Origin of the sequence: Microbacterium testaceum, from assembly GCF_003075375.1 — a bacterium.
Classification (GTDB): domain Bacteria; phylum Actinomycetota; class Actinomycetes; order Actinomycetales; family Microbacteriaceae; genus Microbacterium; species Microbacterium testaceum_E.
Map to the genome: position 1 here is coordinate 15,959 of NZ_QDFT01000016.1, position 12,525 is coordinate 28,483.

The following is a 12,525-nucleotide window of genomic DNA, read 5'->3' on the forward strand; positions in this document are numbered from 1 at the left end:
TCGACGTGGAGATATCCCGCCGGGTCAGGCGTCTTTCTTCGCCGCGATGAGCGACCGCACGCGCGAGTACAGGAACCAGGCGACGCCGACTCCGACCGCGGCGATGACGACGTACTGCAGGATCGACGCGTACTCCTCGACGATGTGCCAGTTCTCGCCCAGCAGGTAACCCGACAGCACGAAGATCGTGTTCCAGATGAGACTCCCGGCCCCGGTGAGCAGACCGAATCGCCAGAGCGGCATCTTCGAGACGCCCGCGGGGATCGAGATGAGGCTGCGGAAGATCGGGATCATCCGCCCGAAGAACACGGCCTTGCCCCCGTGCCGCTCGAACCACGCCACGGTGCGGTCGACGTCCTCGGGGTGCAGCAGCGGCATCTTCGCCGCGAAGGCGCGCAGGCGCTCGGCCCCGAGCCACCGGCCGAGGCCGTAGAGCATGAACGCACCGACGATCGACCCGATGGTCGTCCACAGCAGCGCCTCGAAGAGGGTGAACGATCCGCGGCTGGCCGTGAGGCCGGCCATCGGCAGCACGACCTCGCTGGGCAGCGGCGGGAACAGGTTCTCGAGGGCGATGGCGACACCGGCGCCCACGGGGCCGATGACCTCCATCAGCGACACCGTCCAGTCGGCGAGCGAGGTCAGCCACGAGGAGTCGCCCCCGCTGTCCGGTGCCGAGCCGGCGCCGGAGCGGGGAAGGGTGAGGGTCATGTCGGTCATCGGGTGCCTTCGCGCTCGGTGATCGGCCGCCCGTCCGGACGCCCAGTCCCAGGCTACGGGCCGGTCACGCGGCATTCCTGGGGGTTGCCCCCGAGCGCCCTCTCGCGACGCCGGCGGCGGAACGACTCAGGATGCCGCCACCCCCGCGCCCACGATGGCCGCCGAGACGAACCAGGCGGCGGCCATCACGACGATCGTCAGCAGCGGCACCCAGAACGCGAGTCGATGGCGGACGAGGCTGACGATCGTGACGACAAGACCCAGGACGAACACGACCCACGGCGACACCACCGCTGCCCAGAAGCCCGTGTTCATCAGCGCGGCGTCGCAGCGGTCGGCTCCGCACGCGTCCGAGGCGAAGGCCAGCAGAACCCCCGCGTACGACGCGGCCAGCGCCAACAGCGGCAGCAGGACGAGCAGCACGATGGTCACCACGACGTCCCACGGACGCGACGTCTTCGCCCGCGCTTCGGGGCGCAGCGTCCGGAACGACTGCGGCGGCAGCGGGAACGACTGCGGGGGCGGGGGCGTGGTCACGTCCCCATCGTAGGTTCGCGCCCGGTTCCGGGCGGGTCGCGCACGTAGACTGGTCGATCGTGAGCGAACGCGTCCTGGTCAACCAGCTGAAATCCCTCCCCGCCGGCCCCGTCGAGGTGTCGGGTTGGGTCGAAACCGTCCGCGATCAGAAGAAGGTGCAGTTCGTCGTCCTTCGCGACGAGACCGGCGCGGTCCAGCTCGTGAACCCCGCGACGCGTCCGTCCGAGGACGTGGAACAGGATGCCGAGGCCCTCGAGCTGACCGAGACGATCGGCGCCCTGGCCACCGGCACGTTCCTGACCGTGCGCGGCGAGCTCAAGCACGACGAGCGCGTGAAGCTCGGCGGCGTCGAGATCAAGGTCGGCGAGCTCCGGGTCGCCGCCTCGGCGAACCCCGAGACGCCCATCGCGGCCGACAGCAGCCCCGACAAGCGCATGGACTGGCGTTTCCTCGACCTGCGCCAGCGTCGCAACAACCTCATCTTCCGCGTGCAGACGACGCTCGAGCACGCCATGCGCTCGTACTGGGTGGAGCGCGACTACATCGAGATCCACTCCCCCAAGCTGATGGCATCCCCCTCTGAGTCCAACGCCGAGCTGTTCGAGGTGCCGTACTTCGAGGACAAGACGGCCTACCTCGCGCAGAGCCCGCAGTTCTTCAAGCAGATGGCCCAGGTCGCCGGCTTCGGGAAGATCTTCGAGATCGCCCCCGCCTTCCGCGCCGACCCCTCGTTCACCAGCCGCCACGCGACCGAGTTCACCTCGATCGACGCCGAGATCAGCTGGATCGACTCGCACGAAGATGTCGCGCGCATGCAGGAGGAACTGCTGCACACGGCCTTCCAGGCCGTCGCCGACAAGCACGGCGCCGAGATCCAGGAGCTCTTCGGCGTCGAGGTCGAGGTGCCGGCTGTGCCTTTCCCGCGCATTCCGCTGGCCGAGGCCCGCGAGATCGTCGCCGCGCGCGGGTACGACATCCCCCGCACCGACGGCGACCTCGACCCCGAGGGCGAGCGGCAGATCGCCGCGCACGTGCGAGAGACGTTCGGCCACCCCTTCGTCTTCATCACGGACTACCACCCCGAGATCCGCGCGTTCTACCACATGCGCGACGAAGAGACCGGGCTCACCAAGTCGTACGACCTGCTCTTCAACGGCGTCGAGATCACGACGGGTGCGCAGCGCGAGCACCGCGTCGACGTGCTGATCGAGCAGGCGAAAGAGAAGGGTCTCGACCCCGAGCACCTCGACTTCTACCTCGACTTCTTCCGCTTCGGCGCACCCCCGCATGGCGGTTTCGGCATGGGCCTGGCGCGTGTTCTCATGCTCATGCTCGGCGAGTCGTCGATCCGCGAGGTCACCTACCTCTTCCGCGGCCCGACGCGCCTCGCGCCGTAAGCCGGCGTAAACATTCGGTACAGCGACGCCCGGGGTTCACTCCCCGGGCGTTCGCATGTCATCGGCGGCATCTAGCGTGGGCGCATGGTCGCCATCGTCCCCGTGGATCCGTCGTCGTCCGCTGACGCGCGACGCCCGTCGGGGTGGACGATCTCTCTGCGCGCGGTCAGCCGCGACCGAGCGGGCACCGCGATCCTGCGCGACGTCGATCTCGAGATCGACGCGGGACGCATCGTCGCCTTCGTCGGTCCGTCCGGCTGCGGGGCGTCCACGCTCCTGCGACTCGTGACGGGTGCCGAGCGTCCCGACAGCGGAAGGGTCGAGATCGAGGGTCGGACCGGCCCCGCAGCGCCACGCGTCGCCGAGGTGAGCGATCGGGCTCCCGTCGCGCGGTTCGGTCGGGCGCGCGCGGCCATCGTGGCCGCCTCTCGTCATGCCGGGGTCGCCGATCCCGCGGGCGAGACCGAGCGCCTGTGCGCGCTGATGGGGCTGGGCGCCGCCGACCGCAACGTCCACCGCCTGTCGCACGGAGACCGACAGCGGTGGGCGATCGCCCGGGTGCTCGCAACCCGGCCGCGGGCCCTCGTCCTCGACGACGCCCTCGCCGCGCTCCACACGACCGCCCGTGCGCAGACGCGGGACGCCCTGATCCGCGAGCTGCGCGAGCGCGGGGTGACCACGCTCTGGGCGACGCGCGACACGGCCGAAGCCGCGGCGGTCGCCGACGAGCTGGTCGTGATGGATGCCGGCCGCATCGTCGCCGCGGGCGGCCCGGACGAGGTCTACGCCCGCGTTGCGGATGCGGCGGTGGCCGAGGTGCTCGGGCCGGTGAGCGCGGTGCCCGGCATCGTCGAGGGCGCGGTCGTCGAGGTCTGGGGGCAGGAACTCCCGCTCGCCGAGGCCGCGCACGACGGCCACTGCGAGGTCGTGGTCCGCCCCGAGCAGGTGGTGCTGGTGGCCCCGGACTCCCCCGGTACGGACGCCGTGGTCGAGGAGTCGACCTTCCTCGGCAGCGTGCGCCGCTCGACCGTGCGGACCACGGACGGGTCGCGCGTCGTCATCGAGCACGCCCCCGAGCTCAAGCTCGAGGATCGCGCCGCCGTACGGATCGCACTCGCGCCCGTTCCCGCGACGGTCCGACCGATCGGCTGAACGGCGTCTCGACCGCCCCGACGGCGTCGGTGAGGCTCAGAACGGGTAGTCGACCGAGGACCGCTCCGCCACGACGGAGCGCACGAACCCCGCCACCTCCTGGTGCGCCGGGTGCACCTGATAGCGCTCGAGGGCGTCGACGTCGGCGAACTCGCTGACCAGGGCGACGTCCCAGTTGGACTGCGGATTGGCGACGTTGCGACCGACCTCGATGTGCTGGATCTCGTCGATCACATCTTTCAGCGCCGTCAACCGCTCGGCGATCTGCTCGGCGTGAAGGGCACGCGTGTCGGCGTCGTCCGCCGCGAGCTTCCAGAGGACGATGTGGCGGATGCTCACGAAGAGGCTCCTTCTTTGTCTGCCGCGAGGAGCGCGGCACGCAGGCGGTCGGCGGACACGCGCCAGTGCGCGTGCAGCTCGCCGTCGATGAGCACGACCGGGATCTTCTCCCACCACTGCGCGTACAGCTCGGCATCCTCGGCGATCGAGGCCTGCTCGATGTCGACGCGGTCGGCGACGCGCACGGGAAGGTCGGCGACGACCGTCTCGACGATCTGCTCGGCCACGTCGCACAGATGGCATCCGGGTTTGCCGATCAGCGTGAGGGTGGTCACGCTCTCCATCCTAGGAGCAGCGACGGGATCAGGATTCGACGTCGTACCCCGCGGCGATCCAGTCGCCCGTGCCGCCCTCGACGTTGGTGGCGTCGTGTCCGCGGGCGGTGAGCGCCTCGACGACGCGCGCCGACCGGCCGCCGAGCTGGCAGATGACGTCGAAGGGCTCACCCGGAAGCTCATCCAGGTGCTCGCCCAGCGTCGACATGGGCAGGTTGACGGCGCCGGGCACGTGACCGGCGGCGAACTCGTGCTCCTCGCGCACGTCGATGAGGGGACGCTCGCGCCCCGCGTGCAGGTCGTGGACCGAGATGGACTGCATGCTTACCTCCGGGAGAACGGACGGACGGCGCGCTCGCGGGTCGCGGGCGCATACACGAAGCGCCCGTCGCTTCGGACAGGCGCTCGGTGTGGTGGCCGCTTACTTCTTGTTGCGGCGCTGGTGACGAGTCTTGCGAAGCAGCTTGCGGTGCTTCTTCTTCGCCATGCGCTTACGGCGCTTCTTGATGACAGAACCCACGGAAAACCTCACTAAGTCGGGGTCTGGGTGCCGATGTCGGCCCCCGGGAACAGCAGGCGTTGGAAAAAAGCCTCGGATCAGTCTAGCCGACGTCGGACACCGGTCGCTGCACAGCCTCGACCACCGCCGATTCCGGCACACGGTAGCTGCGTCCGAAGCGCACCGCGGGGAGCTCTCCGGAATGCACGAGACGATAGACCGTCATCTTCGAGACGCGCATGAGCTCGGCGACCTCGGCGACCGTCAGGAACCGCACGTCCGGCAGCTCGGCCATCGCTTTCACCCCTCGTTCCGGGTGAACTCACCCTCTGATGCTGAGCACACTCTAGGGTCTGCGCGAGACGGCTGTAAACCTGTGGGCCCTCTGTGACGGATGTGCATCATGGATGCCGCGGGCGGCGGCATCCCTCGCCTTCATCGACCGGGGAACTTGCGCAGCGCGGTCGAGAACGAGTGCTTGACCGAGGCCGCGGCGCGGCCGACCACCTCGGCGGCGTGGACGGCCGACTCGGGCAGCGCGGGCTCGGTGTCCTCGTCGATAGAGAAGAACGGCACGAGCCAGTCGTCGACCTCGTCGAGAGGGGCGACGGCGAGGCTGTAGTAGCGGTGCTGACCTTCTTCGCGGACCGAGACCAGTTCGGCCTCGCGCAGCACCTTGAGGTGCTTCGACACGGTCGGCTGGCTGACGCCGAGTGCCGCCACGATCTGCGAGACGCTCGTCCCCCGCTCACCCCCGGTGGCCCGGTCGAGCAGCAGCTGAAGGATGTCGCGACGCGTTCCGTCAGCGATCACGTCGAAGATGTCCGCCATGGCATCAGATTAGCGGCGCGTCGGCCCGAGTACCATGATTCGGGTCCGCGCATCGAGAGGAGCGGCGCATGGCGGCGACGCCGAACGAGGCTCGACGGCGCGTCCGGATGCGACGCATCGCTTACGAGGCATGGGATCGGCTGCGCAATCTCACCACGGCATCCCCCGCCCGCTTCGCGGTCCTCGTCTTCGCGACCCTCATCGCCCTGTTCACCGCGCTGTTCTCGCTGCCGGCCGCGTCGGCCACCGGCGAGCGGATCCCCTTCGCCGACGCCCTCTTCACCGCGGTGTCCACGATCTGCGTCACCGGCCTGTCGACGGTCAACATGTATTCCGACTGGTCGCCGCTCGGACACGTCATCACCTACATCGGCGTGAACGTCGGCGCCCTCGGCGTGCTGACCCTCGCGTCGATCCTCGGCCTGGTCATCTCGAAGCGCCTGGGTCTGCGCGCCAAGCTCATCGCCGCCGGCGACAGCAACCCGCTGCGCGCGCACGGCGGTCCGGTCAACGAGGGCCAGACCGTGCGCCTCGGCGAGGTCGGCCAGCTCTTGCGCACGGTCGCCCTGTCGACCCTCGTGATCGAGGCGGCCTTGACGGTGCTGATCTATCCGTCGTTGATCGTGGGCGGCATCGATCCGCTGGTCGCCCTGTGGGAGGCGCCGTACTACGCGGCGATGGCCTTCACCAACACCGGCTTCGTGCCGAACGCCGACGGCCTCACCCCGTTCTCGCAGGACTACTTCCTGCTGACGGTGCTGATGGCGGGCGTGTTCCTGGGCTCGATCGGCTTCCCCGTCATCTTCACGCTGTGGCGCCACTACTGGCGGTTCCGCCTGTGGTCGCTGCACGCCAAGTTGACGATCATCACCACCGTCGTTCTCTTCGTCGTCGGCGCGGGCGTCATTCTGCTTCTGGAATACGACAACCCCCTGACCTTCGGCAGCATGGACGCGTGGGACACCACGTTCCAGGCGTTCTTCCTCTCGGCCATGACGCGCTCGGGCGGCTTCAGCGTCATCAACATCGGCGACCTGAACGGCGCGACGCTCATCGTCGGGTCGATGCTCATGTTCGTGGGCGGGGGGTCGGCATCCACCGCGGGCGGCATCAAGGTCACGACCCTCGCCGTCCTCGCCCTCGCGGTGTTCTCGGAGGCGAAGGGCCGCCCCTCGGTCCAGGCGTTCGGCCGCCGCATCCCCAGCGACGTCCAGCGCGTCGCACTCTCGGTCGTGGCGTGGGGAGCGACGATCGTCGCCGTGTCGACCGTGACGATCAGCCGCATCACCGACGCGCCCATCGAATACGTCCTCTTCGACGTCGTCTCGGGCTTCGCCACCGTGGGCCTGTCGACCGGTCTGACGGCGGAGCTCCCCGACCCGGCGGTCTACGTCATGGCGGCCACGATGTTCATGGGTCGCATTGGTACAGTGACACTCGCCGCCGCAGTGGCTGCCTCGTCCCGATCGCAGCTGTACGCGCTCCCCGTGGAAAGGCCCATCGTTGGTTGAACGCATCCGCAGTGACGCGCCCGTCCTGGTGATCGGACTCGGTCGCTTCGGCGCCGCATGCGCCGGTGAGCTCGACCGCCTCGACCGCGAGGTGCTCGCCGTCGACGGCAATCTCGAACTCGTGCAGAAGTGGTCGGAGCGCGTCACGCACGCCGTCCAGGCCGACGCCCGCAACATCGACGCGCTCCGCCAGATCGGCGCGCAGGACTTCCAGGTCGCGGTCGTCGCGGTCGGCTCGCTCATCGAAGCCTCGGTGCTCATCACCGCCAACCTCGTCGACCTCAAGGTCCCCCAGATCTGGGCGAAGGCCGTCTCGCAGTCGCACGGCAAGATCCTGGCCCGCGTCGGCGCCAACCACGTCATCTACCCCGAGGCCGAGGCCGGCGAACGCGTCGCGCACCTGGTGAGCGGACGGATGCTGGACTTCATCCGCTTCGACGACGACTTCGTGCTGGCCAAGATGTATCCGCCCAAGCTCGTCCGCGGCGTGGGCCTGAACGAGTCGGGCGTGCGCTCGAAGTACAACGTGACCGTCGTCGGGGTCAAGAGCCCGGGGCGGCCGTTCCGCTACGCCGAGGCGAACACCGTCGTCACCAATCACGACCTCATCATCGTGTCGGGTACCAACAGCGACATCGAACGGTTCGCCGCACTCGACCGCTGACGCGCCGAGCGCGGCCCCGGCGGGACGTCAGGCGTCGATGTCGAGCGCGACGTCGACCACGTCGTCCACGGCGAGGCCCTCGGCATCCTGCAGGGCCTTCTTGACGGGCACGACGTAACCGCCGTCCTTCGGCCACAGCGAGGTGGTCGCCGTCGTCGACCCGATCGTGACGGATGCCGGGATCATGCCCCAGCCGTAGGTCACCACGGGCGCGATCTCGGCGATCATCGCCGCCTCCGCGGGCGGCACCGTGACGAAGTGGTACGGCGCGGGCCCGCGCCAGTACCAGATCGATCCCGAGAAGCGCAGCCGCATCTCAGCTCCCGGCGGCCAGCTCTTTCGCGCGGGCCAGGGCCGCCTCGGCGCCGGCGGTGAACACGTCGTCGAGGTGCGCGGACTGCAGCACGGCCACGGCGCGCTCGGTCGTGCCCTTGGGGCTGGTGACACGGCGGCGCAGCTCGGCGGGATCGACGTCGGCGGAGTCGAGCAGGGTCGTCGCGCCGATGAAGGTCTGCTGCGCCAGCAGGCGCGCCTGCTCGTCGTCGAATCCCATCCGCACGGCGGCGCGCGTGAACTCCTCGATGAGCAGGAAGACGTAGGCCGGGCCGGAGCCCGAGATCGTCGACAGCGCGTCGATCTGCGACTCGGGGACCTCGAGCACGGCTCCGACCGTTTCGAACAGCGCTCGGACCACCGCGACGTCGTCGGCCGAGGCCGCGGGGCCAGCGGCCAGGCCGGTGACGCCCTTGCCCACGAGCGAGGGCGTGTTGGGCATCGATCGCAGCGTCGCCACGTCGTCGCCCAGGTGCCGCCCGAAGGTGTCGAGGGTCACGCCCGCGGCGAGGCTGACCACGATCGCCCCCGGGCGCAGGTGCGGCGCGATCTCGGCGAGCAGGTCGGGGACCATGGCGGGCTTGACCCCGACGAGCACGATGTCGGACGCGGCGACGGCGTCGGTGTTGCCCGCCGGGTGCGCCTCGAGCGCGACGCTCGTGACCCCCTCGAGCTCGGCCAGCTCGGCGGCCTTCGCGATCGAGCGATTGGTCGCGATGACCCCGCCGTCGGTGAGACCCGCGGCGACGAGACCGCGCAGGATGGCCCCTCCCATCGAGCCCGCTCCGAGGATCGCGATAGGGGGCAGGGAGGTCGTGGCATCCGTCATGCCCTCCAGTGTACGAAGCAGGATCCGGCCCCGCCGGGCAAGCCCGCATGCGGTGCACAGGGGTGCGCGTTAGAGTCGGAAACCGGTGTACCGGGGCACCGGCGAGCGACACGGAGGACCCCCATGACTCTCTTCGACGGCATCAGCGCGCGCCTGGTCGAGACCGACCGGCTGGGTGTGAACGTGCTCGAGCGAGCGGGGGACGACCCCGCCACGAGCCCCGACCACACGGTCGTCTTCGTGCACGGCAACGTGTCGTCCTCGCTGTTCTGGCAGGAGATCATGCAGGACCTGCCGAGCGACCTGCGCGTGCTCGCCGTCGACCTGCGCGGCTTCGGTCGCACCGAGCACACCCCCATCGACGCCACCCGCGGCGTACGCGACTTCAGCGACGACCTGCACGCGACGCTGCAGGCGCTCGAGATCCCCGAGGCCCACCTCGTCGGCTGGTCGATGGGCGGCGGGGTCGTCCTGCAGTACGCGCTCGACCACCCCGTGCGCTCGCTCACGCTGCAGGCGCCCGTCTCGCCCTACGGCTTCGGCGGCACCCGCCGCGACGGATCGCGCCTCAACCACGACGACGCCGGCACCGGCGCGGGCGCCGCGAACGCCGACTTCGTGCAGCGCCTCATCGACCACGACACCACCGCCGTCGCCCCGACCTCGCCCCGGTCGGTTTTCCGTTCGGGCTACGTGGCCGCGGGGTACGAGAGCGCGCACGAGGACGTCTGGGTCGAGTCGATGCTCACCACCTCGACCGCCGGGGGGAACTACCCCGGGGACTCGGTCGCGACCGAGACGTGGCCCGGCTTCGCCCCGGGCACGATCGGGGTGCTGAACTCGCTGGCCCCGAAGTACTTCGACGTGTCCGGCATCGTCGACCTCGACCCCAAGCCCCCGATCCTGTGGATCCACGGCACCGCCGACGCGATCGTCTCGGACACGTCGTTCTACGACCTCAACCACCTCGGCTCGCTCGGCGTCGTCCCGGGCTGGCCCGGCGCCGAGGTGGCCCCCGCGCAGCCGATGGTGTCGCAGACCCGCGACGTGCTGGCCACCTACGCCGACAAAGGCGGCGAGGTGACCGAGGTCGCCGTCGAGGGCGCCGGGCATTCCGTCCACCTCGAGCGCCCGGCGCAGTTTCGCCGCGCGCTGCTCACCCACATCGGCTACGTCGGCCGCCCCGCCGATCCCGCGCCGCCCACCGAGGCGATCATCCTGCGCTCCGCCGACTGACGCCCGGCATCCCTTCTCCCACCCCCGGAGGCCCCCGTGGAGTACTGCCTGTTCACCGAGCCCCAGCAGGGCTTCACCTACGACGATCAGCTGGCGTTCGCCCGGTCGGCGGAGCGGCACGGCCTGGACGGCTTCTTCCGCTCCGACCACTACCTGCGGATGGGCGAGGGCGACCCGCGCCCCGGCCCCACCGATGCCTGGACCACGCTCGCCGGTCTCGCGCGCGAGACCTCGCGCATCCGACTGGGCACCCTGGTGTCGTCGGTCACCTACCGCGTCCCCTCGATCCTGGCGATCCAGGTCGCCCAGGTCGACGCGATGTCGGGCGGGCGCGCCGAACTCGGACTCGGTACGGGGTGGTTCGAACGCGAGCACGCCGCCTACGGCATCCCGTTCCCCGCGAAGAGATTCGACCTGCTCGAAGAGCAGCTCCAGGTCGTGACGGGCCTGTGGCAGACCCCGGATGCCGAGACCTTCAGCTTCGACGGCGCGCACTACCGTCTCGACGAGGCGCCGGCGCTGCCGAAGCCGACGCAGTCACGGGTGCCCGTGATCGTGGGCGGCGGCGGCCCGAAGCGCACCCCGGCCCTCGCCGCGCGGTACGCCACCGAGTTCAACATCGGCTTCGTCGCCGAGGACGTGGTGGCCGAGAAGTTCGCCGTCGTCCGCGCCGCGTGCGAGGCCGAGGGGCGCGACCCCGCGACGCTGAAGCTGTCGGTCGCGCTGCCGACGATCGTGGGGCGCGACGATGCCGAGATCGACCGCCGCGCCGCGGCGATCGGACGCACGCGCGCCCAGTTCGACGACGGGGCCAACATCATCGGCACACCCGCCCAGGTGGCCGAGAAGGTCGAGCGCCTGCGCGCCCTGGGCGCCGAACGCGTGTACTTCCAGCTGATGGACCTCCGCGACGTCGAGCACGCCGACCTCGTCGGCGCCGAGGTCCTGCCGCTGCTGCCGCGCTGAGGGGCGGCATCCCCGGGGACGGCGCGGGTCGCGCAGCACTGATCGGCGTCGGCTCGGCGCGCGGCTCCGCGGCAGACCGACGCGCGTCAGCGCCGCGGATCGAAGAACGCCCGCAGCTGCGCCGCGGCGCGTTGCTCGTCGACGCCGCCGACCACCTCGACACGGTGGGGCAGGCGGCGGTCGCGCAGGACGTCGTACATCGACCCGGCGGCTCCGGCCTTGGCATCCCAGGATCCGAACACGACCCGCGGCACGCGCGCCTGCAGGATCGCCCCCGCGCACATGACGCACGGTTCGAGCGTGACGACGAGCGTGCAGTCCGCGAGATGCCACGAGCCGACCCGGGCCGCCGCCGCACGCAACGCGACGACCTCGGCGTGCGCGGTGGGATCGTGCGTGACCTCGCGCAGGTTGCGCCCCTCGCCGATCACCCGTCCCGCCGCGTCGATCACGACCGCCCCCACCGGGACGTCGCCGTCGGCCGACGCGGCGTCGGCGAGAGCGAACGCGTGCCGCATCGCCGCGAGGTCGCGGTCGGTCGGGGTCATCGGGCTCCAGAGAACGAGGCGGTGGCGGACAGGGGAAGCGGTTAGCCTTGAGCCTATGCGTGTCCACGTCGCCGACCACCCGCTCATCACCCACAAGCTCACCGTGCTGCGCGACGTGCAGACGTCATCGCCGGTGTTCCGACAGCTCACCGAAGAACTCGTGACGCTGCTGGCCTACGAGGCGACGCGCAACGTCCGGGTCGACCCCATCGAGATCCAGACCCCCGTCACCACGACCATGGGCGTCAAGATCAGCGAGCCGCGCCCGATCGTCGTCCCGATCCTCCGCGCCGGCCTGGGCATGCTCGAGGGCATGGTGAAGCTGCTCCCCACCGCCGAGGTCGGCTTCCTCGGCATGGTGCGCGATGAAGAGACGTTCGAGCCCACCACGTACGCCGAGCGCCTGCCCGACGACCTCAGCGACCGCCAGTGCTTCGTCCTCGACCCGATGCTCGCCACGGGCGGGTCGCTGGGTGCGGCGATCAACTTCCTCTTCGCGCGCGGCGCGCAGGACGTCACCGCCATCTGCCTGCTGGGCGCCCCCGAGGGCGTCGCGGCGATCGAGAAGCAGGTCGAGGGACATGACGTGACCCTCGTGCTCGGCGCCGTCGACGAGCGTCTGAACGAGAAGGGCTACATCGTGCCCGGCCTGGGTGACGCGGGCGACCGCCTCTACGGCACGGCCTGA

18 protein-coding genes are annotated in these 12,525 nt (G+C 70.4%); 7 read left to right on the top strand and 11 right to left on the bottom strand.

Annotated features, from left to right (window positions below):
- Nucleotides 1–24 precede the first annotated feature (24 nt).
- Both DC432_RS08150 and DC432_RS08155 read right to left on the bottom strand, forming a co-directional pair.
- Nucleotides 25–711 carry a DedA family protein gene (locus tag DC432_RS08150; protein ID WP_108318472.1) on the bottom strand — a complete coding sequence of 229 codons (687 nt, stop codon included), beginning with the start codon at nucleotides 709–711 and terminating at the stop codon, nucleotides 25–27.
- Between the two features lie 135 nt (nucleotides 712–846).
- A complete protein-coding gene (locus DC432_RS08155) occupies nucleotides 847–1,257 on the bottom strand; it encodes a DUF6264 family protein (RefSeq protein ID WP_116537433.1) in 411 nt (136 codons plus the stop codon).
- 59 nt (nucleotides 1,258–1,316) lie between these two features.
- Between DC432_RS08155 and aspS the strand changes: the two genes are divergently transcribed.
- Nucleotides 1,317–2,654 carry an aspartate--tRNA(Asn) ligase gene (aspS, locus tag DC432_RS08160; RefSeq protein WP_116537434.1) on the top strand — a complete coding sequence of 446 codons (1,338 nt, stop codon included), beginning with the start codon at nucleotides 1,317–1,319 and terminating at the stop codon, nucleotides 2,652–2,654.
- 84 nt (nucleotides 2,655–2,738) lie between these two features.
- A complete protein-coding gene (locus tag DC432_RS08165) occupies nucleotides 2,739–3,806 on the top strand; it encodes an ABC transporter ATP-binding protein (protein ID WP_116537435.1) in 1,068 nt (355 codons plus the stop codon).
- A gap of 36 nt (nucleotides 3,807–3,842) precedes the next feature.
- Here the strand turns inward: DC432_RS08165 and DC432_RS08170 are convergent, their stop codons facing one another.
- The 6 genes from DC432_RS08170 to DC432_RS08195 all read right to left on the bottom strand — a co-directional run bounded on the left by DC432_RS08170 (nucleotide 3,843) and on the right by DC432_RS08195 (nucleotide 5,750).
- Nucleotides 3,843–4,145, bottom strand: a complete 303-nt coding sequence (locus DC432_RS08170; protein WP_108318454.1) for a Dabb family protein — start codon at nucleotides 4,143–4,145, stop codon at nucleotides 3,843–3,845.
- Nucleotides 4,142–4,420 (bottom strand): glutaredoxin family protein, encoded by a 279-nt coding sequence (locus DC432_RS08175; protein ID WP_108318474.1) that lies wholly within the window; start codon nucleotides 4,418–4,420, stop codon nucleotides 4,142–4,144. The genes DC432_RS08170 and DC432_RS08175 overlap by 4 nt, the downstream gene beginning before the upstream one ends.
- A 28-nt stretch (nucleotides 4,421–4,448) precedes the next feature.
- Nucleotides 4,449–4,742: a rhodanese-like domain-containing protein gene (locus tag DC432_RS08180; protein WP_108318456.1), complete on the bottom strand. Its 294-nt coding sequence runs from the start codon at nucleotides 4,740–4,742 to the stop codon at nucleotides 4,449–4,451.
- 99 nt (nucleotides 4,743–4,841) lie between these two features.
- A complete protein-coding gene (locus DC432_RS08185) occupies nucleotides 4,842–4,940 on the bottom strand; it encodes a 30S ribosomal protein bS22 (protein ID WP_003792170.1) in 99 nt (32 codons plus the stop codon).
- Between the two features lie 82 nt (nucleotides 4,941–5,022).
- Nucleotides 5,023–5,214: a helix-turn-helix domain-containing protein gene (locus DC432_RS08190; RefSeq protein WP_108318458.1), complete on the bottom strand. Its 192-nt coding sequence runs from the start codon at nucleotides 5,212–5,214 to the stop codon at nucleotides 5,023–5,025.
- 140 nt (nucleotides 5,215–5,354) lie between these two features.
- Nucleotides 5,355–5,750: an ArsR/SmtB family transcription factor gene (locus tag DC432_RS08195; RefSeq protein ID WP_116537436.1), complete on the bottom strand. Its 396-nt coding sequence runs from the start codon at nucleotides 5,748–5,750 to the stop codon at nucleotides 5,355–5,357.
- 107 nt (nucleotides 5,751–5,857) lie between these two features.
- Here DC432_RS08195 and DC432_RS08200 point away from each other — a divergent pair, with 107 nt between their 5' ends.
- Nucleotides 5,858–7,261 carry a TrkH family potassium uptake protein gene (locus DC432_RS08200; protein ID WP_243393077.1) on the top strand — a complete coding sequence of 468 codons (1,404 nt, stop codon included), beginning with the start codon at nucleotides 5,858–5,860 and terminating at the stop codon, nucleotides 7,259–7,261.
- Nucleotides 7,254–7,925, top strand: a complete 672-nt coding sequence (locus DC432_RS08205) for a potassium channel family protein (protein WP_076677413.1) — start codon at nucleotides 7,254–7,256, stop codon at nucleotides 7,923–7,925. Before DC432_RS08200 ends, DC432_RS08205 begins: the two co-directional genes overlap by 8 nt.
- Nucleotides 7,926–7,952: 27 nt before the next feature.
- On the opposite strand, the gene DC432_RS08210 is transcribed toward DC432_RS08205, so the two are convergent.
- Nucleotides 7,953–8,240 carry a DUF1905 domain-containing protein gene (locus tag DC432_RS08210; RefSeq protein ID WP_116537438.1) on the bottom strand — a complete coding sequence of 96 codons (288 nt, stop codon included), beginning with the start codon at nucleotides 8,238–8,240 and terminating at the stop codon, nucleotides 7,953–7,955.
- A 1-nt stretch (nucleotide 8,241) separates the two neighbouring features.
- Nucleotides 8,242–9,087 (bottom strand): pyrroline-5-carboxylate reductase, encoded by an 846-nt coding sequence (gene proC, locus DC432_RS08215; protein WP_116537439.1) that lies wholly within the window; start codon nucleotides 9,085–9,087, stop codon nucleotides 8,242–8,244.
- 123 nt (nucleotides 9,088–9,210) lie between these two features.
- Here proC and DC432_RS08220 point away from each other — a divergent pair, with 123 nt between their 5' ends.
- Nucleotides 9,211–10,323: an alpha/beta fold hydrolase gene (locus tag DC432_RS08220; protein WP_116537440.1), complete on the top strand. Its 1,113-nt coding sequence runs from the start codon at nucleotides 9,211–9,213 to the stop codon at nucleotides 10,321–10,323.
- A gap of 36 nt (nucleotides 10,324–10,359) precedes the next feature.
- Nucleotides 10,360–11,289, top strand: coding sequence for an LLM class F420-dependent oxidoreductase (locus tag DC432_RS08225; RefSeq protein WP_116537441.1), 930 nt, complete (start codon nucleotides 10,360–10,362; stop codon nucleotides 11,287–11,289).
- An 86-nt stretch (nucleotides 11,290–11,375) separates the two neighbouring features.
- On the opposite strand, the gene tadA is transcribed toward DC432_RS08225, so the two are convergent.
- Nucleotides 11,376–11,837: a tRNA adenosine(34) deaminase TadA gene (gene tadA / locus DC432_RS08230; RefSeq protein WP_116537442.1), complete on the bottom strand. Its 462-nt coding sequence runs from the start codon at nucleotides 11,835–11,837 to the stop codon at nucleotides 11,376–11,378.
- Between the two features lie 55 nt (nucleotides 11,838–11,892).
- On the opposite strand from tadA, the gene upp reads away from it, so the two are divergent.
- Nucleotides 11,893–12,525, top strand: coding sequence for a uracil phosphoribosyltransferase (gene upp, locus DC432_RS08235; RefSeq protein WP_056224019.1), 633 nt, complete (start codon nucleotides 11,893–11,895; stop codon nucleotides 12,523–12,525).

What these genes read in the sequence shown, in the direction of transcription:
- tadA (WP_116537442.1), bottom strand. Translation starts at nt 11,837, where the DNA reads ATGACCCCGACCGACCGCGACCTCGCGGCGATGCGGCACGCGTTCGCT.
- DC432_RS08220 (WP_116537440.1), top strand. Translation starts at nt 9,211, where the DNA reads ATGACTCTCTTCGACGGCATCAGCGCGCGCCTGGTCGAGACCGACCGG.
- DC432_RS08195 (WP_116537436.1), bottom strand. Translation starts at nt 5,750, where the DNA reads ATGGCGGACATCTTCGACGTGATCGCTGACGGAACGCGTCGCGACATC.
- DC432_RS08180 (WP_108318456.1), bottom strand. Translation starts at nt 4,742, where the DNA reads ATGCAGTCCATCTCGGTCCACGACCTGCACGCGGGGCGCGAGCGTCCC.
- DC432_RS08210 (WP_116537438.1), bottom strand. Translation starts at nt 8,240, where the DNA reads ATGCGGCTGCGCTTCTCGGGATCGATCTGGTACTGGCGCGGGCCCGCG.
- proC (WP_116537439.1), bottom strand. Translation starts at nt 9,087, where the DNA reads ATGACGGATGCCACGACCTCCCTGCCCCCTATCGCGATCCTCGGAGCG.
- DC432_RS08200 (WP_243393077.1), top strand. Translation starts at nt 5,858, where the DNA reads ATGCGACGCATCGCTTACGAGGCATGGGATCGGCTGCGCAATCTCACC.
- DC432_RS08165 (WP_116537435.1), top strand. Translation starts at nt 2,739, where the DNA reads ATGGTCGCCATCGTCCCCGTGGATCCGTCGTCGTCCGCTGACGCGCGA.
- DC432_RS08190 (WP_108318458.1), bottom strand. Translation starts at nt 5,214, where the DNA reads ATGGCCGAGCTGCCGGACGTGCGGTTCCTGACGGTCGCCGAGGTCGCC.
- DC432_RS08150 (WP_108318472.1), bottom strand. Translation starts at nt 711, where the DNA reads ATGACCCTCACCCTTCCCCGCTCCGGCGCCGGCTCGGCACCGGACAGC.
- upp (WP_056224019.1), top strand. Translation starts at nt 11,893, where the DNA reads ATGCGTGTCCACGTCGCCGACCACCCGCTCATCACCCACAAGCTCACC.